This is a genomic window from Hymenobacter sp. YIM 151858-1, from assembly GCF_025979705.1.
Lineage (GTDB): Bacteria > Bacteroidota > Bacteroidia > Cytophagales > Hymenobacteraceae > Solirubrum.
The window spans coordinates 1,265,664-1,287,318 of the sequence record NZ_CP110136.1; the positions used below are offsets into that span (position 1 = coordinate 1,265,664).

Below are 21,655 nucleotides of genomic sequence, written 5' to 3' on the forward strand. Positions count from 1 at the left end.
CACCGAAGGCTCCTTAAAACAATGCCTCGGCGGGTTTGGTGCGGAGGCGGGAAGCGTAAAAACTAGCGCATCGGCGAAAGCAAAAAGCTACGAATAAAACAGAAAGGCGCCGCAAGCCCGGCCAGCTGAAACCTGCACCAGACGGGCGCTACCGGGGAGTTGCCTGGCCGTATTTGAGGACATCAAAATTACCGGTTGCCGCGCATAGCACAACAATGTGCAAGGCTTTGCCGACGAATAAAGTTCCTAATTTCTTTAGTAATTCGGAACTGATAATGCGCATTTATTTGGCTTGCAAGCCTGCTTGAGGTTGAGAATGCATGCGCATGCGCCTAACTAATTTAGCATAGCAGCCGCACAATACTTAATTTCCCCGCTGCAATACCTCGTGGTTCCGAGAAATTTACCTGGCAGCGGTTGCACATGGCAAGCTGGTTACCGCAAAAGTGCAACTACGCCCCTCGCCTACTCGAACCAGTAAACCGTGAAGCGGGTGCATTGGGTGGGGGTGCTCTTTACCTCGATGTGGCCACCCCGCGAGTGCACGATTCGCTGCAACAGGTACAACCCAACTCCGGCCCCGGCAATGTGGGGGTGCTGCCGATCGAATACCTGAAACACACCGTCGTCGGAATGCTTGGGGCTCATGCCTAACCCGTTGTCCTCAACGCGCAAATACGGAGTACCAGCTTCCGAAACGCCGCTGGTGATCCTTATTACCGGCGCACGGTCGGCGTTGGTAAACTTAAGCGCGTTGCTGAGGAGGTTGTGCAGCACGCTGCGCAAATTGGCCCGCCCGTAGAGCAACGAAGGTGCCGCGGTGAAATCAAGCCCGATGTCGGCGTTGGTTTCGAGCACCTGCGGGCGCAGGCCCAGCAATACCTCCTCGGTTACGCTGTGCAGATCGAGTAGTTCGGCCGGGGCGGCCAGCTGCCGCTGCTCCTGCACGGTGGCGGCCAGGTCCTGCAGGGTTACTTCCAGCTGCCCCAGGGCTTCGTCGAGCATGCCGAGCATCAGGGCCGCCTCATCATCCTGAAACGTAGCCGTGCGGCGAAGCTCTTCGAAGAGCCCGCGCAAATTGTGCAAAGGCTGCTTCAGGTCGTGCGAGGCCGTGTACACGAAGGTGTCCAGGTCGCGGTTGGTGCGGGCCAGCTCGTCGTATTGGGCTTGCAGCACTTCGCGCAGGCGGTGCTGGTCGTCCACATCGGTGCAAGTGCCAAACCACCGGGGGCCGCGCTCGTCGGAAAGCTGCCGCGCCCGGATGATGTGCCAGCGGTACTGCCCGTCGTGGCGGCGCATCCGATACAGGCCCTCGTAATCGTCGCCGGAGGCCACGCAGTGCACCCAGCGGCGGGCCGCGGAGGCTTGCTCGCTCGGCTCAAGCAGCGACACCCACGCCGTGGGCCCTAGGTCGGCGGTGGAAAGGCCGGTGTACTCGGCCGTGTGGCGGTTGTAGTAATCCGTAAAGCCGTTGGCATCGGCCGTCCAGATCAGCTGCGGAATGCTATCAGCCAGAAAACGCAGCTCCGCTTCGCCACGGCGAAGCACATCGGCCAGCTCGCGTTGGTCGTGCACTTCCGTAACGGCCCCGTGCCAGAACACCGGCTTATCGGGCGCATGCAGCTCGGGCAGGGCGCGGCTCAGCACCCAGCGGTATTGCCCATCGTGGCGGCGCAGGCGGTATTCGTAGCTCCAGCCTGTCCCGGCTTTGCGGGCGGCATCGGCCTGGTACATCACGCGCAGCCGGTCGTCGGGATGGATGAGCAGTGGCCAAACGATGTTCAGATCGGCCGTGGAAGGCTGCCCCGTGAAGTAGTACCACTGCGGGCTGACGTACTCGTAGGCACCGGCCGCGTCGACCGTGAAGATGATTTGCGGAGCGGTTTCGGTGAGTACCCGCAGGCGGGCGTCGAGGCGGCGCGTTTCGCGGGCCAGCTCGTGGGCGCGTTGCTGGGCGGCGGCCTGCTCGGTTACTTCCGTGGCAAAAATCAGCAGCCCCTGCACGCCCGCGTGGTCGTCGTTCAGGGGCTCCAGCGCAATGTCGAAGTAGCGCATGTTGGCCGCTTCGCTTTCCGAAGCGGCCAGTTGCAGCCCGTGGGACTTGGCAATGTAGGGCTGACCTGTGGCGTACACTTGCTGCATCACCTGCACCAGGTCCGGTGTCAGTACGCCGGTTTGTTCCGCCAGAGGTGTATTGGCCCGGACGCCGCCCAACAACGCCTGCATGGCCTCGTTCACGAACCCAAACTTGAGTTCGGGGCCCAGCAGCGTGGCAATGCCCGCGGGCACGTGTTTGAGGATATGCTGAAGTTGCTGCTCGTGCATGGCGCGCAGAAGCGGTTTTGGCTGATGATTGTACTGCTGCCGCATGGCAACACCCGGCTGCCGGGCTCATGCGCGGGCGGGCTTACCTAGGGCTGGTGCCGGCTAAACGGGGCGGCTGCGGTAGGAGCCGTCGAGGCCCTCGGTGAAAACAGCGCTTTTGCCGAACACGGCCTGGCGTACCAAATCCAGAATCAGGGCGTCGGCGATGGATAAGCTTTGCGGCGATTCGGGCAACGCGTCGGGCAACAGGTATTCGGTTAGCTCCTGAAAACCCTGGGGCTCAAGCGGATGAAACGCCATCGACCAGCCCACGAAGCTGCGCTCCGTTATGGCTTTGTCGGCCAGCTTTTGCACGTGGGAGTGCCTGCCGTCGCGCGAAATGCGCTCGAAAAGCGGATTCAGTTGCTCGGAGTCGCCTTCAATCAGCTGAGCTATGTTGCCGTGGCTATAAAACAGGATTCCGGTGACGTTGAGGCGAGCGTTGTCGCGGCGACATTGCTCAAGCAGCACGTGCAGGTCCTGGTCCGACAGCGGGCGGACGGCACGGCTCATGTAAATAATGTGGTTCATGCGGCAAGGGGTGCCGCTCGGCCCTAGGTGAAACAGGCCAAGCAGCAAAACGGGCGGCAACCCAAGTTGGTGTGGTGTACCTGCAAGATACACCCATCCGCCGTTAAGCACCGGTAAGCCCCCGCCCCGCCCTAGGTGCCGGGCACAAAAAAGCCCCCGGCACCTGGCACGGGGGCTTTTGCATAACGCCGAGGTTTTGCTTACGCCACCTCGGCTTCCAGCACGGTTTCCTCGGTTAGCGGCGCATCGCCAGCCACCAGGTCCTTCTCCATGCGCAGGTTGTCGATGATGAAGTTCTGGCGGTCGGGCGTGTTTTTGCCCATGTAGTACGTCAGCAGCTTCTGAATCGAGCGGTCCGACTGCAGAATCACGGGCTCCAGGCGGATGTTGTCGCCGATGAACTTGCCGAACTCGTCGGGCGAAATTTCACCCAGGCCCTTGAAGCGCGTGATTTCGGGGTTGCGGCCCAGCTTGCGGATGGCGGCCTGCTTTTCGCGCTCGTCGTAGCAGTAAATCGTCTGCTTTTTGTTGCGCACCCGGAACAGCGGCGTCTCCAGAATGTAAACGTGGCCGTTGCGCACCAGATCAGGGAAAAACTGCAGGAAGAACGTGAGCAGCAACAAGCGGATGTGCATGCCGTCGACGTCGGCGTCGGTGGCAATTACCACGCGGTTGTAGCGCAAGCCTTCCAGGCCTTCCTCAATGTTGAGGGCGTGCTGCAGCAGGTTGAGCTCCTCGTTTTCGTAAACGATTTTCTTCTTCATGCCGAAGCAGTTCAGCGGCTTGCCGCGCAGGCTGAACACGGCCTCCAGCTCCACGTTGCGGCTCTTGGTAATAGAGCCCGAAGCGGAGTCGCCCTCGGTGATGAACAAGGTCGTGAGGGCCTCTTTGTCAACGTCCTTGCCTTCGCCGAAGTGGAAGCGGCAGTCGCGCAGCTTGCGGTTGTGCAGGCTGGCTTTTTTGGCGCGCTGGTTGGCCAGCTTTTTCACGCCCGCCATGTCCTTCCGCTCCCGCTCGCTCTGCTCGATGCGCTTTTTCAGCGCCTCGGCCGTTTCGGGGTTTTTGTGCAGGTAGTTGTCGAGGTGCTCCTTCACGAAGTCGACCACGAAGTTGCGCACCGTAACCGAGCCCTCCGGCTCCATCACGATGGAGCCCAGCTTGGTTTTGGTTTGCGATTCGAACACCGGCTCCTGCACCCGAATGGCAATGGCACCAACAATCGAGGCGCGGATGTCGGTAGCGTCGTACTCCTTCTTGTAGAACTCGCGCAGCGTCTTCACGATGCCCTCGCGGAACGCCGCCAGGTGCGTGCCGCCCTGGGTGGTGTACTGCCCGTTCACGAACGAATAATACTCCTCGCCGTAATCGTTGCCGTGCGTCAGGGCCATTTCGATATCGGTACCCTTCAGGTGAATGACGGGGTAGCGAATCGTATCGGGGTCGGTTTTGCGCTCCAGCAGGTCGCGCAAGCCGTTTTCCGAGTGGTACTTCTGGCCGTTGAAGTTAATGGTCAGGCCCGCGTTCAGGTAGGCGTAGTTCCAGAACTGGCTTTCCAGAAAGTCCGGAATGAAGCGGTAGTTGCGGAAGATGGTGGGGTCGGGCTCAAACGACATCAAAGTGCCGTTGCGCTGCGAGGTTTTGATGGGCTTCGGGTCGCTGATGAGCTTGCCGCCCTGAAACTCCGCCGACTTCATCTGGCCGTCGCGCACGCTTTGCACCACAAAATTGGTGCTGAGCGCGTTTACGGCTTTGGTGCCCACGCCATTCAAACCCACCGACTTCTGAAACACCTTGGAATCGTACTTGCCGCCGGTGTTGATCTTGCTCACCACATCGACGACTTTGCCCAGCGGAATGCCGCGGCCGTAGTCGCGCACGGTTACGCGCTGGTCGGTAATCTTCACGTCGATGGTGCGCCCGTAACCCATCATGTGCTCGTCGATGGAGTTGTCAATCACCTCTTTCACGAGGATGTAGATGCCATCGTCGGGCGAAGAGCCGTCGCCCAGCTTGCCGATGTACATACCCGGGCGCAGGCGGATGTGCTCGCGCCAATCCAGCGAGCGAATCGAATCCTCGTGGTAGCCGTGGTCGGGTGCCGCAGCGGCAAGGGGTAGTTGTTCGTCAGCCATTCTTAAATCCTTCAACCCATTTTTGGTGTAAAATAACGCAGAAACGCAATGTTTACCGCGTTAGCAGGGCAGCCGCGCCAAACTATTCATTTTGGCATAACTGCATTGCACCTAACCCTGCACGCAGGCCTTAGGTTCACCCAAAAATGCGAAAATAAGCTCAGATTTTCAAGAAATAACGCCGCTCTTCTCTCCTAATTAAATTAGCAAATGCCTCAAACTACCCACAACTTTCCTGGGCACCCGACACCGGTTAAGCCCCCCGAAATAAAATGGCCTCCGGCGGTGCTCTACAGCATGATTCTGCTTGGGCTGGTGCTGCTTGTGTACTCGTTGCGGGTGCTCGACGGCGTTTTGCTGCCGATTTTGTTTTCGGGCCTGCTTTCGCTGCTGCTGTTGCCCCTTTGCCGCCGGCTCGAGGGCTGGGGCATGCCGCGTTTGCTGGCTATTATCCTGTGCATACTCCTGATCTTCGTGTTTGTGGCCGGGTTGGTTTACCTGTTCGGCTCGCAGATTGTGCAGTTTCGGGAGGAGCTGCCCAAGCTGCAGGTTAAGCTGGCCGAGTACTTCGATCAGGTGCAGCAGTTTCTGAGCCGCAAGTTTGGCATGCAGCCCGTCAGCAAAGACCAGCTCATCGATCAGTCCATCGACTCGGTTAAGAAAAAGGCCGGCGGCTACCTGGGTACCACCATCAACACCACCACCGGGGTGCTAAGCGTGTTGGCTTTGGTGCCGATTTATATTTTCTGTTTTCTGTACTACCGCGACCACCTGCGGCAGTTTCTGTTCCGGTTTGTATCGCCCGATAAGCGCAAGGAAGCCCTGAACACCCTCGACGGCGTGCAAACCGTGGTGCAGGCTTACATCACCGGCCTGCTGACGGTAATTGTAATTGTGGCCGTGCTCAACGCCATCGGGCTGCTGGTGCTGGGCGTTAAGTATGCCATTTTCTTCGCGGTATTCGCCTCGGTGCTGGCCGTCATTCCTTACATCGGCATTGCCATCGGGGCCACGTTGCCGGCGCTTATCACCTTGGTTGAAACCGGCTCGGTGCCCCGGGCCCTTGCTGTGGTGGGTGTGTTTCTGGTGGTGCAGTTTCTTGAAGGCAACTTTATTACGCCCACCATCACGGGTTCCAAAGTGAGCATCAACCCCATGGCGGCCATCATCGCGCTTATTCTGGGTGGCGAGCTGTGGGGCACTCCGGGCATGATTCTTTCGATTCCGCTGATAGCGGTGCTGAAGGTGTTTATGGATGCTTACAAGCCCCTCGAGCCGTTTGGGTTTCTGCTAGGTGATGTTGCCAACGGCCAGGACAACCAAACCCAAGGCGCGCTGGAGGGCGACCCAGGCAAGCCCAAAGGCTTCCGCGGCTTCTTCAACAAGCTCGTGGGCAAAAGTTAACCTGCACAAGGCCAGCTTGCTGCAGAAAATGTGCAACACGAGCCGTAACCCTAAGCCCGACCTGAAAGTATAAGCCCCCTGTAAGCGCTGCTGCTCCGGCGGCGGCGCTGCAAACCGCACCGTACCAACACCTAAACACCAAGACCGTCATGGCCGCTATTAATTCTGATGCCGCCCGGGCCTTCAACGACCTGGTTGAAATCAATAAAACCGGCGCTAAAGGCTACCAAGAGGCTGCCGAAGGCGTATCGAACCCGCAACTGAAATCGGAGCTGAGCCGCCTGAGCCAGCAACGCGCCCAGTTTGCTTCGGAACTCGAGCAACAAGCCCGCCAAATGGGCGTTGATGTAACCGATACCAACACCGTAGAAGGTGTAGTGGCCGATGCCGCCGCTGCCGTTCACCGCGGTTGGATCAACCTGAAATCGGCCATTACCGGCCAAAACGACGCCGCCATTCTGGGCGAGTGCGAAACCGGCGACTCCGTAGCCCTGCAGGCTTACGAAACCGCGCTGAAGTCGCAAAGCCTATCGGGCCAGGTGTCGTCGATCATTCAAAAACAACACGGCGAAATTCTGGCTGCCAAAAACCAGATTACGCAGTGGAAAGGCGCCAACCGCTAGGGTTAACCTGGCTGTTGAGAGAAGGGACGGTCTGCTGAGAAGCAGGCCGTTCTTTTTTGTTTGCGGCCTCCCCTGCGCAGCCAAATACCCAAGCCGGGACCTTTCGGCTGCTAAATTTGTTATCACCAGCTACCGCACCTCTTTAGCTGCTGCTGATTTGTACGCCATCATCGACCTAGAAACCACCGGGGGCCAGCCCACGCAGGACCGCATCACCGAAATAGCCATTTTCATTCACGATGGCGAGAAGGTGGTCGATTCCTACACCACCCTGCTCAACCCCGGCCGTCCGATCCCCTTCTACATCCAACAGCTCACGGGCATCACCGACGAGATGGTGCGCGATGCCCCGCAGTTTCATGAGGTAGCCAAGAAGGTGGTGCAAATGACGGAGGGCTGCGTGTTCGTGGCCCACAACGTGCGCTTCGATTACTCTTTTCTGAAAAAGGAGTTTGCCGACCTAGGGTACACCTACTCGCGCAAAACGCTGTGCACGGTGCGCCTCAGCCGCTCGCTGATACCCGGCCAGCCCAGCTACAGCCTGGGCAAGCTGTGCGCCAACATCGGTATTGAGCTGAACAACCGGCACCGCGCCTTCGGCGATGCCGAGGCCACCGCCATTTTGTTCGACCGCCTGCTGAAGATCAGCCAGGTGGCCGAAGCGCCCGGTTACGAGGCTGCCGCGCCGGCCGATAAGCTGGCCGCCGTGGATGCCGCCGCCCCGAGCGGCCGCCCGCAAAAGCAGCCCGCCCCGCGCAAGGTGGCGGCCGTGCAGCAGGCCATCCGAACGGCGTTGCTGCCGCCGCTTATCACCCCCGAAAAAGTTGCCTCGCTGCCGCAGGAGGCCGGCGTGTACTACTTCCACGACGAGCACGGCGAGGTGATTTACGTGGGCAAAAGCATCAACATCTACAAGCGCATTCAGCAGCACTTCGCCGTCGATTACAAGTCGCGCAAATCGTTGGAGTTTAAGAACTCCATTGCCGACATCACCTGGGAGCTGACGGGCTCGGAGCTGGTGGCTTTGCTGCACGAGTCGGCGGAGATTAAGCGCCTGAAACCGCAGTACAACCGGGCCCAGCGCCGCTCGGTGTTTCCGGCGGGCATTTACCTGCGCGTGGACGAGAACGGCTACAAGCGCCTGTACTACGGCCGCGCCGACGCCCGCAACAGCGAAATTCCCATTATTGCCCTAGGCAACCAGTTTAAGGCCAAGGGTTTCTTGTACCACAAGGTGGCCAAGTACAACCTGTGCCAGAAGATGTGCGACCTGTACAAAACCACCAGCTCGTGCTTCGACTTTCAGGTGCACCGCTGCAAAGGCGCGTGCGTGGGCCTGGAGCCGCCCGAAGAGTATAACGCCCGCGTGGATGAGGCCATCGAGAGCATCACCTACGAGCACCAGACTTTCGTGATTATCGGGCAGGGGCGGCGCGCCGGCGAGCGGTCGGTGGTGGTCATCGAGCACGGCCGCTACCTAGGGTTCGGCTACATCGACGAGACGTTTACCGCCCGGCGCTTCGAGGCGTTCAAGGATGTGATCAAGTCGCAGGTGGACAACAAAGACGTGCAGCAGATCATCAGGCAATACATGCGCTCCAAGCACAAGGATAAGGTGAAGGTGTTTGCCTAGGTGCGCTCGTGCGTTGTGGCCGAATGCAACAGGCCCGGACAGAAATTCTGGCCGGGCCTGTTGGCGTTAGTGCCTAGGTCGAGCGGGCACAAAGAGTGGCATGGCTCGTCAGCACACCAATTCCCCATTTGGCCATTTCGCCACCTAGTAAAGCCTATGCCGAAGCAGCCAGCCGGCGCCGTCGTACTCGTTGGCTTTGGGCTGATACGCCTCCACCTGCATCAGGCGTTTATCTACCTGAATAACGTTGCCGTCGCCGGAGTCGAGCAGCGTAACGCGCATGCGCTGGCCGGCGGGGCCGGGGTTGGTGTGCCGGATGATGTCCTGCCCCTGCCCGTCGTAAAGGTAAATGCGCAGGCGGTGGTCGGGCTGGCCGATTACCTCGAACTCGTCGTTGCCACCTAGGCCGTAGAGGCGGATGTCGGCGGTTTGGCGGGCGTCGTAAAGGCGCTGGCCGATGAGGTTGCCGCGCCCCGCGGCGCTGCGGGTGTACACGCGCACCCAGGCCTTCCAGGGTCCGGCAGCTTCCACCACAAACCGCTCGGGCTGGTCGGTGCCCGGAATGTCGACGTGGCGGGCCAGCTGGCGGTAAAACTCCTCGGCCACCACGGGCAATTGCTCGCGGCGGCTGCGCAGCTTATCAGCAAACTCCTCGCCCGACAAGGCATAAATCTGGCGCGGCCACACCTGCAGGGCTTCGGCAATAACCGGGTCGGGCAGGGCGCGGCGCAAAGAATCGGCCACCTCCCGAAAGTCTTGCTCGGTGAGGTACACCAGCAGCGACTTATCCATGGGCCGCGCGGCGCGGTTCAGGCCTTCCACGTCGTGCAGGTGAATGGTGCGCGTGAAGGTTTGGTAATTGGTTTTCACGAAGCTCACAACATGGGTAAGCACGCCGTCGTCGAACTTGAAAAACGCGTGGTCCCGGTCGCGCGGAATGGGCCGGTACACCGTGCTGCTATCGGGCTGCCGAAACGCGGCCCAGCGCCACTGGTCTTCGCGCCGGCTCCAGTCGCCCAGCCACATATCAAACAAGCGGCTGCGCAGGTACTGGCGCGCATCCACGCGGTACTCAGGCGAGGCCAGCAGCTGCCCGAACGCGTGCCGCGAGCTTACTACTTGGTCGGATTTTCCAAAACTGGCCTCGGTGCTGAGGTTGCCTTCGGGCCGCTCCTCAAACAAGTACAAGGCGTGCCGGAACGCTTGCTGAAAGCCGCCCAGGCCAGGGTCGTCGGCAACGTACACCAGGCGCGGATTGGTGTGGTACACGCCCGCGGCCCGCGCCAGCCGGGGCACTATGTAGGCCCCGTACGGGTGAATCACGCTGGTCTGGTCCTTCATCAGGCGGCCGATCAGGCCATCGCGCAGGTTTTCGGGCAGGGCGGCGGTGGCGTCCTTATCCACGGAGCGCAGCACGTACTGCCGCCCGTCGCGGGCGAGCAGGCGCAGGTTTTGGGTTTGAAAGCTGCCCCCTTCTTTCACCGGAATCAGGCCGCCGGGCACGGCGGTGCGCATGTTGAACACCGGCGCCTCAACGGGCGTAGCCCACTCCTTGCGGTAATGAAAACCCCAGAATAGCTGGTGCAGCCAGCCGCGGTTGTATTGCGCCCCCGCGGCCACCTGCACTACCGAATCGGGCCCGATTACCGGGCGAGCAGACTGGGCCGCCACCGGCCGGGCCGAAGCGGGCAGCCCTAGGGCCAGCAGAAGTAAGCGGAAGGTAGGTAACAACGTCAGCAAGGCTCTGGGGTAACAGGAAAACCAAGCACCTGGAGGGGTAGCGGCACCTCTTATACCCCGGGCGCCGGGCGGCGGTTGTGCCCGAAAAATGAAAATTGCAGCCGTTTACTGCCCAGTTGCGTTGAAGGAAGCAGCATTAATACCACACCTCTGCCTTATTTGCCCCATGACGAGCCGACTCTCCGGTTCAGCGCTGCTGCTGCTTGGCCTGCTTACGGCCGGTTGCGCCCGGCAGCGCTTTTTTCAGCCCGATGCCCGCGTGCCCGGCGGGCAAGTGAGCACCGCCTCGCCCGATAGTGCCCGCGTTACGGCCGGGCGCCACTACCGCCGCGGGCCGCTGCACCGCGCTCTGTTTGGCCAGCACTACCGCCCGGTGTGGTACCAGCCCGTTACGCTGCCCGTGCTCGACCTGGCCCGCGCCGTGCCGGGCGGCCTTACGCCGGGCAAAATGGGCGGCGGGTTTCAAACCACCAGCATGACGCTGAACAGCCCCAACGGCCGCTCCTACGCCCTGCGCAGCATCGACAAAGACCCCTATAAAACGCTGCCCAAGGTACTGCGCCACACGTTTTTCCTGAACGTGGTGCGCGATGCTACCTCGGCCGGCAACCCCTACGGCGCGTTTGTGGTGCCGCCCCTGGCCCAGGCCGCCGGGGTGCTGCACACCACCCCGCGGCCGTTTTACGTGCGCGCCGACGAAACGCAGCTTGGCGAAGCCTCGGAGCGTTTTCGGGGCAAGGTGGTGCTGCTCGAGCAGAAGTTCGAGAGCAAAGATGACCTAGGGCGCATGCTCGGGCGCGGCGCCGTTGATCTGGAGGAAAGCGACGACGTGCTGTCGGAAGTATACGCCGACTCTAAGCACCGGCTCGATCAGCAGGCGTTTTTGCGGGCCCGGTTGCTCGATTTGTGGCTCGGCGACTGGGACCGGCACGAAGGCCAATGGGACTGGGTGGCCTACGAGCAGCCGCAAGGCCGCACCCTGTACCGCCCCGTGCCCATCGACCGCGACCAGGTGTTTTTCCGGTTTTCCGATGGCCTCATCTCTTGGCTGGTGAGCCGCCCTTGGGCCGTGGCTAAGTTTCGCACGTTTAAGCCCCGGTACGAAAGCATCGAAGGGTACGCCCGCAACGCCCGTTTTATCGATGCCCGTGCCCTGAATGAGCTGCCTAGGTCGCAGTACCAAGCTACGGCCAAGGCCCTGCAACAAGCCCTGACGGATGAAGTAATCAGCCAGGCGGCGCACCGCCTGCCGCCCGAGGTGTACGGGCTCGAAGGTGCCCGGCTCGAAAACGCCCTGAAAGCGCGCCGGGCTAACCTGCCCCAAGCCGCCCAGGAGTTTTACCGCCTGCAGGCGCGCGAGGTACTGGTACCCGGCACCGACGAGAAGGAGCGGTTCGTGGTGAATCGGCAGAGCGACACGCTAACGGTGGTGTCGGTTTACAGCCTTTCCGACGACAAGGAAAAGCCCGAAACGCTTTTGTATCAGCGGGGTTTTCGGCCCCAGGAAACCAAGCGTTTGGTACTCCATGGCCTAGGTGGCGAAGACGTGTTTGAGCTGCGGGGCAAGGTGCGCCGCTCGCCCCTGGTCGAGATTTACGGTGGCCCGCACGAGGACAAGGTGCAGGACGAATCGCGCGTGGCCGGCCTGCGCCGCAAAACGCGCTACTTCGATACCAAGCGCAACAACGAGGTTGAACCCGCCCCCGAACTCAATATCAAAACCACCCGCGGCGTAGCCTCCCACGCCTTCGACCGCGACGGCTCGGGCAGGTAGGTTCGGTTTAAGAGTTGGTGAGTTGTTGAGTTAGCGGGTTTAAAAGTTTATGAGGGTTTGAGTTGAGGCCAAAGAGTTGGGCAGGGCATTAGGATTCTGCCCTGCCCAACTCTTTGGCCTCTGCACTCCGAAACTCTCAAACGCAAAATCTCACTTACTCTTAAACTTCCGAGAGCATGTCCATCACCAGGTGCTCGGTGGGCGAAAGCAAGTCGTTTTCGGCGGGGTCGGCGTCGTGGCGGCGCAGGTAGTTGATGAGCTTATCCGAGCTGAACAGCTCCACCACCTGCGGATGGATGTAGTACTTGGAGCACACCGTGGGCGTGTTGCCGAGGTTTTTGGCCACGTCTTTCACGGCTTTCTTCAGCACCTTGTCCTTGGGCAGGTCGGGCTCCTGGTGCAGCACGCTTTCGAGGCACTCCACCATTTTCACCGTGCCGCCCCAGGTGCGGAAATCCTTGGCCGACAGGGCCAGGCCGGTGGCCTCGCGCAGGTACTCATTCACGTCGCCCGATTCCAGCTCCTGCCGGTGGCCGTCGGCGTCGTAGTACTGAAACAAGTGCTGGCCGGGAATCTCCTTGCACTTCTGCACCAGGCGCGCCAGCTTCCGGTCGTGCAGGGTTACATCGTGCGCCACGCCCTTCTTGCCCACAAAGCTGAAACGGATATCGGCTCCCTCTACCCGCACGTGCTTATCGCGCAGCGTGGTGAGGCCGTAGCTCTTGTTTTTCTTGGCGTACTCGCGGTTGCCAACCCTGATGAACGACTGATCCATCAGCATGAGCACTACGGCTACCACCTTTTGCTTATCCAGCTTCGGCCGACCTAGGTCTTTGCGGATGCGCTGGCGCAGCTCGGGCAGCTTTTCGCCGAAGGCCCGCAGGCGGCTGAACTTGGTGAGGCTGCGGGCCTGGTCCCAGAGCTGGTGGTAGATGTACTGCTTGCGGCCTTTGGTATCGCGGCCGGTGGCCTGCAGGTGCGCGTTGGCCGTGGGCGCAATCCACACCTCCGTCCAGGCCGGCGGTATCACCATGCTGTTGATGCGGGCCATGGTTTTCTCATCGGCCACGGGCTGGCCTTTGGCATCGAGGTAGGTGAACGCGCCCTCGCGGCCGGGCTGGCGCGTAATGCCGGGCTTGTTGTCGGCCACGTAGCGCAGGCCGGCCAGCTCGGCTTGCATGGCGGGGTCTTTGTAAAGCGCGTGCACGTCGGTTTCGACGGGTGCCAGCTTTTTCTTTTTGACTTTGGGACGCAGGGTGGTGTGGGCGGTGGCCATAGCAGGAATGCGGTAAAAACGGCGAAGGCCCGCGGGTGTGGCGCGGGCCTTCGTGCATACGTGCAAACGGCGGGCAGTAGTTATTTCCGGGCCCTAGGTAGTTGCTGCTGAAAGAGCCATTGGGGCAAGGCGGGGTCGTCGTAGGCGGCCGTCCAGGAGTCGTGGCCGGCCTCGGGGTACTCGGTGTACTGCACGGTGCCGCCCGCAGCCTGCAAGGCCGCCACCAGCTGCCGGGTTTCGGTTACGGGCACCACCGGATCGAGGGCGCCGTGGAAGGCCCACACCGGCGCCGTGCGGCCAATGGCTTGGGCCAGCTGCCCGTACAGCGCGGGGTTGGGCGCATCGTTGGCCTTGAGCACAGCGGGCAGCACGGCCCCGCCGCAAATGGGTACCACGGCCGCAAACTTGCCGGGGTAGGTGGCGGCTATTTTCCAGGCGCCGTACCCGCCCATCGAAAGGCCCGTGAGGTAGAGGCGCTGCGCATCGCCGCGAAACTCGCGCACGGTTTTATCGAGGGTGGCCAGGGCCATCTGGTACATGGCGGGCATCGTCCAGTACTGCTCGGCGGGGCACTGCGGCACCACCACCACGGCGGGCCAGCGCTCCAGGTGCTTGCGGATGCTGGCCGGCAGCCCCACCTGGGTTTGTTGCAGGCCATCGGTGCCACGCTCGCCGGCGCCGTGCAGAAACAGCACCACCGGCCACTTGCCTTTGCGCCGGTAAAAATCGGCGGGCACGTACACCTGGTAGCGGTACATAACGCCGTTGTGCTGCAGCGCGCGGTTCAGGAAGCCGGTTTCGCGTGGGCGGGCCGCAACCGCCTGTGCCAGTAGCAACAAGCCGCACAGCGTGGCCAGCACGGCGGCATTTCGGGGCGTGGTTCCCATTTTCGCGGATTGGTTTCAACCCGAAAACTACGTAAAAAAGTACCGCAGCCGGGGTTTTGTGCAACGCCCGGCCCGGGCTGCGCGTACCGGAGCCACGAGCATTTTGGCACCGTTTTTTCTTTCGGCGTCCGCAGCCGCCGGTTTCTTACCCTTTACCTTTCTACTCACCACCTATGTTCCGACGCTCTTTTTTCCGCCTATACCTGCTCGGTGCCCTGGCTTTTTCCCTAGGTGCCGCTACCTCTTCCTGCACCGATGAGAACGGCAACCCGGTGCTGTTCAGCGTCGACGACGACAAAGCCCTGGGCGAACAGGTTGCCCGCCAAACCGACTCGACGTACCGCGCCAAAGGCCAGCTGCTCGAGCGCACCAACCCGCGCAACGCCCGCGCCTACCAGCTGCTCGATGGCGTAGTAAACCGGGTGCTGAACTCGGGCCAGCTGCAGTACCGCAACGAGTTTCCGTGGGATGTCAAGATTATCAAAGACGACCAGATTCAGAACGCCTTTGCCACGCCCGGCGGCCACATTTACGTGTTTACGGGCCTGATTAAGTACCTCGACAACGAAAGCCAGCTGGCCGGCGTGCTGGGCCACGAAATTGCCCACGCCGACCGCCGCCACACCTCCCGCCAGCTCCAGAACCAGTACGGCATCAACCTGCTGCTGAGCGTGGTGCTGGGCGAAAACCCCAGCCAGGTAGCGCAAATTGCCGCCGGCCTCGGCCAGCTGAAATTCAGCCGCGATTTTGAGCGCGAAGCCGACGAGTTTTCGGTGGTGTACCTCAACGGCACCGGCCACTACAACTGCAACGGCACGGCGGGCTTCTTCGAGAAAGCGCAGGCCGAAGGCCAGGCCAGCGGCCCCGAGTTCCTGAGCACCCACCCCGACCCGGGCTCCCGCGTGCAGGCCATCAACGCCAAAGCCACGGAGCTGAACTGCACCAACCGCAACGTCAACAACAACAGCTTTCAGGAGTTGAAAAGCATACTGTAAGCATCAGGCGGATACAGCCCCTGCATATCCAAGGCCAGCCGCGCTCCGTGGCTGGCCTTATTGTTTGCGGTACACCCGTACCAGGCTGCTACTGGCCGCAGGGCGCTGGTTGGCTTCGGGCCGAAACTCCACCCAAAACCGGTAGGCGCCCAGGGTGCGGTTGTTGTAGCGCAGGCACTGGCGCAGGGTATCGGCCACGGCCCGCGGCAGCACCCGGTTAAAGTCGACCTGAAAGTGGGTGGTGAGCTGCTGCCCGGGCCGCAGCACCACGTAGCGCCTAGGTGCCGGCGCGGGCGGGCAGCGCTGGCAAATGGCCGCCGTATCGGTATTGGGCGTGAGGGCCCGCAGCACCAGGGCCGCCGGCGGCGCGCAGGCCGTTTCCACGGTGTCGGGCAGTTGCAGCAGGCGGATGGGTTGGGTGCCGCCATTGCGGATGGTGGCGCGCAGCCACGCAATGTTGTAGGCCGACTCGGTTTGGGCCTGCAGCTGTACCTCCACTTGATCGGCACCGGGCACCTGCCTGCCCAAGCGGCCCGCGCATGCGGTCAGCCCCAACATTCCGGCACTTAAAACGACTCTGAGCATGAGCTGACAACGAAGCATGGGCAACAACGACCTAGGAAATTCCTCAACGGTAAGGCGCTTTGCTCCGTTGTGTAGCTTACCGCCATTTCTACACACCCATGTCGTTACTGAACCACCTGAGCAACCTGGCCGAAAACGCCGACGATCTGTTTCGGCGGGCCCGCACGCGGCTGGGCTTGCTGCACCCCGTGCAGGTATTGCCCTACCGCAGCTACGGCACCGCCAACCGCCTCTATGTGAAGGGCCGCGTGCTCACCAACAAAGGCATTACCGAGCCCGACCCGGCCGACTCGTACCTGCACAACCTGCTGAATATGTACCGCCGCTTCGACTCGCAGGAAATACCCGGCGCGCAGCTGTGCATCCGGCCCGGCGACGGCACGGAGCACTCCGTAGTAGCCGACGAGGAAGGCTACTTCACCCTGAACATCGAGCCGCAGCGCCTGCATGCTCCCGTCGATTACCTCTGGCACCCCATCGAGGTGGAGCTGCTGCAGGTGCCGGCGCCCATGCCCGAGCTGCGCCTGAGCACGGCCCCGGTGCTGGTGCCCCCGGCCGATGCCGAGTACGGCATCATCTCCGACCTCGACGACACCGTTATTCAAACCTCCGCTACCGACATCATGCGCATGGCCCGCACGGTGCTGCTGCGCAATGCCCGCTCGCGCATGCCCTTCAAAGGCGTGGCCGAGTTTTACCGGCAGCTGCAGCTAGGGCGCAACGGCAAGCGCAACAACCCTTTTTTCTACGTTAGCTCGTCGCCCTGGAATCTTTACGATCTGCTCGAGGATTTCCTGGCCCTGAACGAGATACCGCCCGGCCCTTTGCTGCTGCGCGACATGGCCCTGAAACGCAAGCAGCAGGGCGACGCCTCCGAACACCACGGCCACAAGCTCCGCGAAATCGATAACCTGCTCCTCACCTACCCGCAGTTGCCCTTCGTGCTCATCGGCGACTCGGGCCAGGAAGACGCCAACATTTACCGCGAAGTGGTGCGCCGCCACCCCGGCCGCATTCTGGCCATTTACATCCGCGACGTGAACCTGCCCGAGCGCTCGGCCATGGTGGAGCGCGTATCGCAGGAGCTCCGCACCGACAAAGTTGAAATGCTGCTGGTGAAGGATACCGTGAATGCCGCCGAACACGCCGCCGCCACGGGCCTCGTGTTCCAGGAAAGCGTGCAGGCCGTGCAAGCCGAAAAAGAAAAAGACGAAGCCACACCCGAAGACCCAGGCGAGGTGAAGTGAGTTGTCAGTTGTCAGTTGTCAGTTGTCAGGGCTTACTTCCGTACTTCTGGCCTTGTTACAGCAAAGCGCCCGTTGCCAATTGGCAACGGGCGCTTCGTTTTCACTGATAACCCTCAGCTCACGCTAAGCAAACTGGCAACCAGCAACCCCACTAGCTCGAATGATCGGCCACGATTACCCACTTGCCATCGAGCTTGCGGAAAAGCAAGGTGAACCAGCCGCCGACGTCGCCGGCGGCGGGCCGGGCCAGCTGCCAGCGGCCTACCACATGGGCCGCATCGGGGCTGATGGGCTGCACCCGCAGCTGCGAAAACGTTAGCTGGCCCATTGCGGCAGCATCGGGGTAGCTGCGGCGGTAGTTATCGAGGGTGCGCTGCCAGCCCCGCGTGGGGCCGTTTTTGCCGATGAACAGCAACGAATCGTTTTGCCAGTAGCCTTGCATAAACGCCGTTAGGTCGCCGCGGTTCCAGGCGGCGCTTTGGGTGGTCAGCAAGGTCTTGATCTGCTCCGCTTCGGGGGCGAAGCGCTGGGCTGTGGGCGTGCCGGGGCCTGCCACCGAGCAGGCCTGCAGCCACGCGGCGCACACGGCACCCAGGGCCAACTTCGTGAGGGTACGCATGGGTAGTTAGTTCTTCAGAATGTTGGCAATAAATCGCGTGCCGCCCAGCCGGCGCATGTTGCGCAGCACGCGGCGCTGCTTGGCGCGGGCTTGCGGCCCGGGGTTATCGGCCCGAAACTTAAGCGGGTTGGGCAGCACCGCCGCCAGCATGGCCGCCTGCGAGGGCGTGAGGTTTTTGGCTGCGCGCCCGAAGTGCTTTTGCGCGGCGGCCTCGGCCCCGAACACGCAGTCGCCCATTTCGGCAATGTTCAGGTACACTTCCAAAATGCGGCGCTTGCTCCAGAGCAGCTCAATCAGCACCGTAAAGTAGGCCTCGGCGGCTTTGCGTACGTAGCTGCGGCCCTGCCACAAAAACACGTTTTTGGCTACTTGCTGCGAGATGGTGCTGCCGCCCCGAATGCCCCCGCCCTTTTCGCCGAAGTTGTGTTTGGCGGCTTTGATAATGGCATCGGCATCGAAGCCGTGGTGCATCAGAAAGCGCTGATCCTCGGCCGCTACCAGCGCCAGCGGCAGTTGCGGCGACACTTCGTCGAGCGTCACGAACCGGTAGTGGATTTTGCGCGAGGCGCCTTCGGGCAGCAGGCCGCCGTAGGTGGCCACGGGGCGGTGGCTGCGGCGTTCCAGCATCAGCCAGGTAGCCGGCGGCGAAATCCAGCGGTACAACAGCACCCACACCACCGATACCAAAAACATGGAGGCCAGCACTTGCAATGCCACCCGCCGCGCCAGCCGTAGCTGCTCCGCAAACTCTGCCATAGGCCTGTTGGTTTGTTTGGCCCGACAACAAGCCGGCCACATGGCGGCGAAATTAACACCGAACCCATCCAACCCAAGCCTGGGCATTGTACCTTATGCCTAGCGAAAGCCACACCTGCTATGTCACTCCGTTTGCTGCCCATTTTCCCGCTCAACCTGGTGGTGTACCCCGGCGAAAAGCTGAACCTGCACATCTTCGAGCCGCGCTACCGGCAGCTGGTGGCCGACTGCGTAGCCCAAAACATCACCTTCGGCATCCCGCCCTTCCTCGACGACAGCCTGCAAATCATCGGCACCGAAATGCGGCTCGTGAAGCTGGAGCGCAGCTACCCCTCGGGCGAGTCGGATATCCGAACCCTGGGCACCGGGCGCTTTCGGGTGCAGGAGGTGCTGAAGCAGGCGCCCGGCAAGCTGTATGCCGCCGCGTACGTGGAGGAGCTGCGCGATGAGCCCACGGCCGACCCGGTGCTCCGGCAGCGCATCACGGGGCTTATCGAGCAGCTTTACAACATTTTGGGGCTGCAGAAGCTGTTCATCGACCTCGACCCGGCCTACACCACCTTTGATGTGGCCCACCACCTAGGGCTGAACACCGAGCAGGAGTACCAGCTGCTGGCCTCGCTAAGCGAAACCGAACGCCAGGAAATCGTGCTGGAGCACCTCGAACGCGTGTTGCCGGTGCTGCAGGAGTCGGAAAAGCTGAAGGAGCGCGTGCGCCAAAACGGGCATTTCAAGCACCTGATGCCGCCGAAATTTTAGCGCACCCCGTGGCACCGTACCGCCTGCCATGCGCCAATGGCCGGCCCCGCACCTAGGGAGCACAAAGGCCTGTTGCCGCCGCCAAGCCGTATTTGCCGTATACCGACGCGTTTACGCTTCGCACCTTGCCACACCTTTTCTCGCCCTACTTCTTTGCGTTGCTGGCCGTGGGCCTGCTTGGCCTTTGGCTGCTCTACCGGTTCTGGCAGGAGCGCCGGCACCGGCGGCGCCCGTACGTAGCGCCGGCTGCCCGCACCTGGGCGGCCCAAGCCCCCCCGGCCGCGGCTCCTGCCCACCGCCTGTGCCTGGTAGGCGACCTAGGCGCCGTAAGCACCGATGGCCGCGACCCGGTGCTGAATCTGCTGAAACGTTGGCTGCAGGAGGCTGGCCCCACTGGCACGGTAGTACTCCTCGGCGACAACGTGTACCCCACGGGCATTCCGCCGATGGGCAACCCGCGCCGGGCCGCTGCCGAGCATCGCCTCAACGTGCAGCTCGATCTGCTTCGGGAATTCCCAAGCCAGGTGGTGTTCCTCAGCGGCAACCACGACTGGAACAAAGGCCGCCCCGATGGCTACGCCTACCTGCTCGAACAAGAAAAGTACGTGCAGCAACACCTGCCTTCGGCCTACTACCTGCCGGCCAACGGCTGCCCCGGGCCGGTGGCCTTGCCCTTAGCCGAGGGCCTGGTGCTGATAGTACTGAATACCCAGTGGTGGGTGCAAACCGGCCCGCGCCCGTTGGGCCAGGGCCAGGGCTGCAGCGCCTCCGATGCCCGCCAGCCCTTTGTGCAGCTGCGCGCCTTGCTCGAGCAGTACCGCGGCTGGCGCGTGGTGGTGGCGGGCCACCATCCTTTGTATTCCAACGCCATGCACGGCGGCAAATTCACGGTTAAGCAGCACGTATTTCCGCTTACGGCCGCCCACAAAAAGGCCTATGTACCGCTGCCGGTGGTGGGCTCGTTGTTCCCGGCTTACCGGCGCGTGCTGGGCGCCGCCGAGGATATGGCCCACCCCCGCTACCGCCGTATGCGGCGGCGCCTGCTGCAGGTACTGCGGCAGTACCCGGGGGTGGTGTACGTAGCCGGCCACGACCACAACCTGCAGTATTTTCTGCGGCGCGGCGTGCATTACCTCGTCAGTGGCTCGGGCAGCAAAACGGCCTACGTGGAGGCGGGCGGCAAAGCCACCTTCGTGCACGAGCACAAAGGCTTTTTCTCGCTCGATTACTACGCCGACGGCCAACTGTGGCTCGATACCTGGGAGCCCACCGATGCCGAGGGCACCCCGGCTCCTACCGTTTTCCGCTGGGCGTTTGCCAGCGGCTTTACGCAGCAGCAGGCGGCGGAACCAGCACCTGCAGGCTCCGCGGCTTAATCTCGATACGAATGGGCAGGGGCAACTGCAGCGGCTCGCCATCAATCTGCACCAGGGCCTGGGCCTGCCCCGGCACCTCAATGCTGGCGTGGCGGCAGCGCAGGCGGCGCGTGTACTCCGAGTCGTCGAAATCGTTGGTGTAAAGGCGGTACAAAATGCCGGGCGCGGCTGTGGCCGGAAACGGCTCGATTACGCACAGCTCAAAGCGCCCATCGTCCATGCGGCTATCGGGGTTGATGACCACGTTGCTGCCGAAGGTGCGGGCATTGGCAATGGTGAGCATAAAGGCTTTGCCCTCCCAGGTTTCCTGATCGGTTACGATGCGGTAATGCTCGGGGGCGTAGCCAATGTACTCCTGCAACGCCACCCGCACGTAAGCGCCGGGCCCTCGCGTATCGCCCGCCGAAAAACGCTCCACAATCAGGGCGTTAAACCCTAGGTCGGCGAGGTGCGTGCTGAATTGGCCACCCACCTCCAGCGTGTCGAGGGGTTTCACGTGGTGCTCCCAAATCAGCTGCAAAGCCTGCTCGGGGTCTTGCGGAATGCCTAGGTCTTTGGAAAGCCCGTTGCCCGAGCCAAGCGGCAGAATGCCCATCGGGATGTCGTTGGCCACCATGGCCTGGGCCACCAGGTTCACGGTGCCGTCGCCGCCGGCGGCAAACACCGCATCGTAGTTTTGGCTGGCTATCAGTTCCCGCAGCTTTTCGAGGTCGTTTTCGCCGGTGGTGTTGAACAGCTCGGCGGTGCGGCCCCGGCTGGCGCATACCTCGTGAATCAAATCGGTTAGCTCGGCCTTGTCGATGTCGCCCGAAATCGGGTTCATCACAAACAAAAGCCGCCGCAATGCGGGCGTGGATGGGTTCATGGGGAGGAGAATAGAAGCGGCAGTAAACGTAAAACGTGTTTGCCCAAAAAAAGGCCGAAGCTTACGCCCCGGCCTTCTTCATGCTACAA

Annotated in this window: 18 protein-coding genes; 8 read left to right on the forward strand and 10 right to left on the reverse strand. The window is 61.9% G+C overall.

Annotated elements, in window-relative coordinates; genetic code table 11:
* Positions 1 to 465: 465 nt before the first annotated feature.
* The 3 genes from OIS50_RS05645 to OIS50_RS05655 all read right to left on the reverse strand — a co-directional run bounded on the left by OIS50_RS05645 (position 466) and on the right by OIS50_RS05655 (position 5,027).
* Entirely contained in the window at positions 466 to 2,325 is a 1,860-nt protein-coding gene (locus OIS50_RS05645; protein ID WP_264693344.1) for a PAS domain-containing sensor histidine kinase, read from the reverse strand.
* Between the two features lie 102 nt (positions 2,326 to 2,427).
* A complete protein-coding gene (locus OIS50_RS05650) occupies positions 2,428 to 2,895 on the reverse strand; it encodes a BLUF domain-containing protein (protein ID WP_264693345.1) in 468 nt (155 codons plus the stop codon).
* Between the two features lie 200 nt (positions 2,896 to 3,095).
* Positions 3,096 to 5,027, reverse strand: coding sequence for a DNA topoisomerase IV subunit B (locus OIS50_RS05655; RefSeq protein WP_264693346.1), 1,932 nt, complete (start codon positions 5,025 to 5,027; stop codon positions 3,096 to 3,098).
* A gap of 210 nt (positions 5,028 to 5,237) precedes the next feature.
* Between OIS50_RS05655 and OIS50_RS05660 the strand changes: the two genes are divergently transcribed.
* The 3 genes from OIS50_RS05660 (at position 5,238) to OIS50_RS05670 (ending at position 8,687) form a co-directional block, all read left to right on the forward strand.
* Positions 5,238 to 6,431: an AI-2E family transporter gene (locus tag OIS50_RS05660; protein ID WP_264693347.1), complete on the forward strand. Its 1,194-nt coding sequence runs from the start codon at positions 5,238 to 5,240 to the stop codon at positions 6,429 to 6,431.
* 149 nt (positions 6,432 to 6,580) lie between these two features.
* Entirely contained in the window at positions 6,581 to 7,054 is a 474-nt protein-coding gene (locus OIS50_RS05665) for a ferritin-like domain-containing protein (protein ID WP_264693348.1), read from the forward strand.
* 157 nt (positions 7,055 to 7,211) lie between these two features.
* Entirely contained in the window at positions 7,212 to 8,687 is a 1,476-nt protein-coding gene (locus tag OIS50_RS05670; protein ID WP_264693349.1) for an exonuclease domain-containing protein, read from the forward strand.
* 144 nt (positions 8,688 to 8,831) lie between these two features.
* Here OIS50_RS05670 and OIS50_RS05675 read toward each other — a convergent pair whose 3' ends face one another.
* Entirely contained in the window at positions 8,832 to 10,427 is a 1,596-nt protein-coding gene (locus OIS50_RS05675; protein WP_264693350.1) for a hypothetical protein, read from the reverse strand.
* A 166-nt stretch (positions 10,428 to 10,593) separates the two neighbouring features.
* Between OIS50_RS05675 and OIS50_RS05680 the strand changes: the two genes are divergently transcribed.
* Positions 10,594 to 12,201: a hypothetical protein gene (locus OIS50_RS05680; protein WP_264693351.1), complete on the forward strand. Its 1,608-nt coding sequence runs from the start codon at positions 10,594 to 10,596 to the stop codon at positions 12,199 to 12,201.
* A gap of 160 nt (positions 12,202 to 12,361) precedes the next feature.
* On the opposite strand, the gene OIS50_RS05685 is transcribed toward OIS50_RS05680, so the two are convergent.
* Positions 12,362 to 13,477, reverse strand: a complete 1,116-nt coding sequence (locus OIS50_RS05685; RefSeq protein ID WP_264693352.1) for a DNA topoisomerase IB — start codon at positions 13,475 to 13,477, stop codon at positions 12,362 to 12,364.
* 80 nt (positions 13,478 to 13,557) lie between these two features.
* Positions 13,558 to 14,364, reverse strand: a complete 807-nt coding sequence (locus tag OIS50_RS05690; protein WP_264693353.1) for a carboxylesterase family protein — start codon at positions 14,362 to 14,364, stop codon at positions 13,558 to 13,560.
* A gap of 173 nt (positions 14,365 to 14,537) precedes the next feature.
* On the opposite strand from OIS50_RS05690, the gene OIS50_RS05695 reads away from it, so the two are divergent.
* The gene (locus OIS50_RS05695; protein WP_264693354.1) at positions 14,538 to 15,359 is read left to right on the forward strand and encodes a M48 family metalloprotease; all 822 of its coding nucleotides are present in this window, start codon (positions 14,538 to 14,540) and stop codon (positions 15,357 to 15,359) included.
* A 57-nt stretch (positions 15,360 to 15,416) separates the two neighbouring features.
* Here OIS50_RS05695 and OIS50_RS05700 read toward each other — a convergent pair whose 3' ends face one another.
* Positions 15,417 to 15,875, reverse strand: a complete 459-nt coding sequence (locus OIS50_RS05700; protein ID WP_264693355.1) for a hypothetical protein — start codon at positions 15,873 to 15,875, stop codon at positions 15,417 to 15,419.
* Positions 15,876 to 16,042: 167 nt separating this feature from the next.
* Here OIS50_RS05700 and OIS50_RS05705 point away from each other — a divergent pair, with 167 nt between their 5' ends.
* The gene (locus OIS50_RS05705; protein WP_264693356.1) at positions 16,043 to 17,191 is read left to right on the forward strand and encodes an App1 family protein; all 1,149 of its coding nucleotides are present in this window, start codon (positions 16,043 to 16,045) and stop codon (positions 17,189 to 17,191) included.
* A gap of 151 nt (positions 17,192 to 17,342) precedes the next feature.
* Here the strand turns inward: OIS50_RS05705 and OIS50_RS05710 are convergent, their stop codons facing one another.
* Complete coding sequence (locus OIS50_RS05710) at positions 17,343 to 17,810, reverse strand: YybH family protein (RefSeq protein ID WP_264693357.1); 468 nt, start codon at positions 17,808 to 17,810, stop codon at positions 17,343 to 17,345.
* Positions 17,811 to 17,816: 6 nt separating this feature from the next.
* Positions 17,817 to 18,566 carry a monofunctional biosynthetic peptidoglycan transglycosylase gene (gene mtgA / locus OIS50_RS05715; RefSeq protein WP_264693358.1) on the reverse strand — a complete coding sequence of 250 codons (750 nt, stop codon included), beginning with the start codon at positions 18,564 to 18,566 and terminating at the stop codon, positions 17,817 to 17,819.
* A 120-nt stretch (positions 18,567 to 18,686) separates the two neighbouring features.
* On the opposite strand from mtgA, the gene OIS50_RS05720 reads away from it, so the two are divergent.
* A complete protein-coding gene (locus OIS50_RS05720; protein WP_264693359.1) occupies positions 18,687 to 19,325 on the forward strand; it encodes an LON peptidase substrate-binding domain-containing protein in 639 nt (212 codons plus the stop codon).
* Between the two features lie 125 nt (positions 19,326 to 19,450).
* Positions 19,451 to 20,701 (forward strand): metallophosphoesterase, encoded by a 1,251-nt coding sequence (locus tag OIS50_RS05725; protein ID WP_264693360.1) that lies wholly within the window; start codon positions 19,451 to 19,453, stop codon positions 20,699 to 20,701.
* Here OIS50_RS05725 and OIS50_RS05730 read toward each other — a convergent pair.
* A complete protein-coding gene (locus OIS50_RS05730) occupies positions 20,652 to 21,566 on the reverse strand; it encodes a diacylglycerol/lipid kinase family protein (RefSeq protein WP_264693361.1) in 915 nt (304 codons plus the stop codon). The two genes, OIS50_RS05725 and OIS50_RS05730, sit on opposite strands and share 50 nt — an antisense overlap.
* Positions 21,567 to 21,655 lie beyond the last annotated feature (89 nt).

Bases quoted from the DNA above. Each gene is read 5' to 3' on its own strand.
- OIS50_RS05685 (WP_264693352.1), bottom strand. From the start codon at position 13,477: ATGGCCACCGCCCACACCACCCTGCGTCCCAAAGTCAAAAAGAAAAAG.
- OIS50_RS05690 (WP_264693353.1), bottom strand. From the start codon at position 14,364: ATGGGAACCACGCCCCGAAATGCCGCCGTGCTGGCCACGCTGTGCGGC.
- OIS50_RS05645 (WP_264693344.1), bottom strand. From the start codon at position 2,325: ATGCACGAGCAGCAACTTCAGCATATCCTCAAACACGTGCCCGCGGGC.
- mtgA (WP_264693358.1), bottom strand. From the start codon at position 18,566: ATGGCAGAGTTTGCGGAGCAGCTACGGCTGGCGCGGCGGGTGGCATTG.
- OIS50_RS05660 (WP_264693347.1), top strand. From the start codon at position 5,238: ATGCCTCAAACTACCCACAACTTTCCTGGGCACCCGACACCGGTTAAG.
- OIS50_RS05650 (WP_264693345.1), bottom strand. From the start codon at position 2,895: ATGAACCACATTATTTACATGAGCCGTGCCGTCCGCCCGCTGTCGGAC.
- OIS50_RS05680 (WP_264693351.1), top strand. From the start codon at position 10,594: ATGACGAGCCGACTCTCCGGTTCAGCGCTGCTGCTGCTTGGCCTGCTT.
- OIS50_RS05730 (WP_264693361.1), bottom strand. From the start codon at position 21,566: ATGAACCCATCCACGCCCGCATTGCGGCGGCTTTTGTTTGTGATGAAC.
- OIS50_RS05720 (WP_264693359.1), top strand. From the start codon at position 18,687: ATGTCACTCCGTTTGCTGCCCATTTTCCCGCTCAACCTGGTGGTGTAC.
- OIS50_RS05710 (WP_264693357.1), bottom strand. From the start codon at position 17,810: ATGCGTACCCTCACGAAGTTGGCCCTGGGTGCCGTGTGCGCCGCGTGG.
- OIS50_RS05705 (WP_264693356.1), top strand. From the start codon at position 16,043: ATGTCGTTACTGAACCACCTGAGCAACCTGGCCGAAAACGCCGACGAT.
- OIS50_RS05695 (WP_264693354.1), top strand. From the start codon at position 14,538: ATGTTCCGACGCTCTTTTTTCCGCCTATACCTGCTCGGTGCCCTGGCT.
- OIS50_RS05655 (WP_264693346.1), bottom strand. From the start codon at position 5,027: ATGGCTGACGAACAACTACCCCTTGCCGCTGCGGCACCCGACCACGGC.
- OIS50_RS05665 (WP_264693348.1), top strand. From the start codon at position 6,581: ATGGCCGCTATTAATTCTGATGCCGCCCGGGCCTTCAACGACCTGGTT.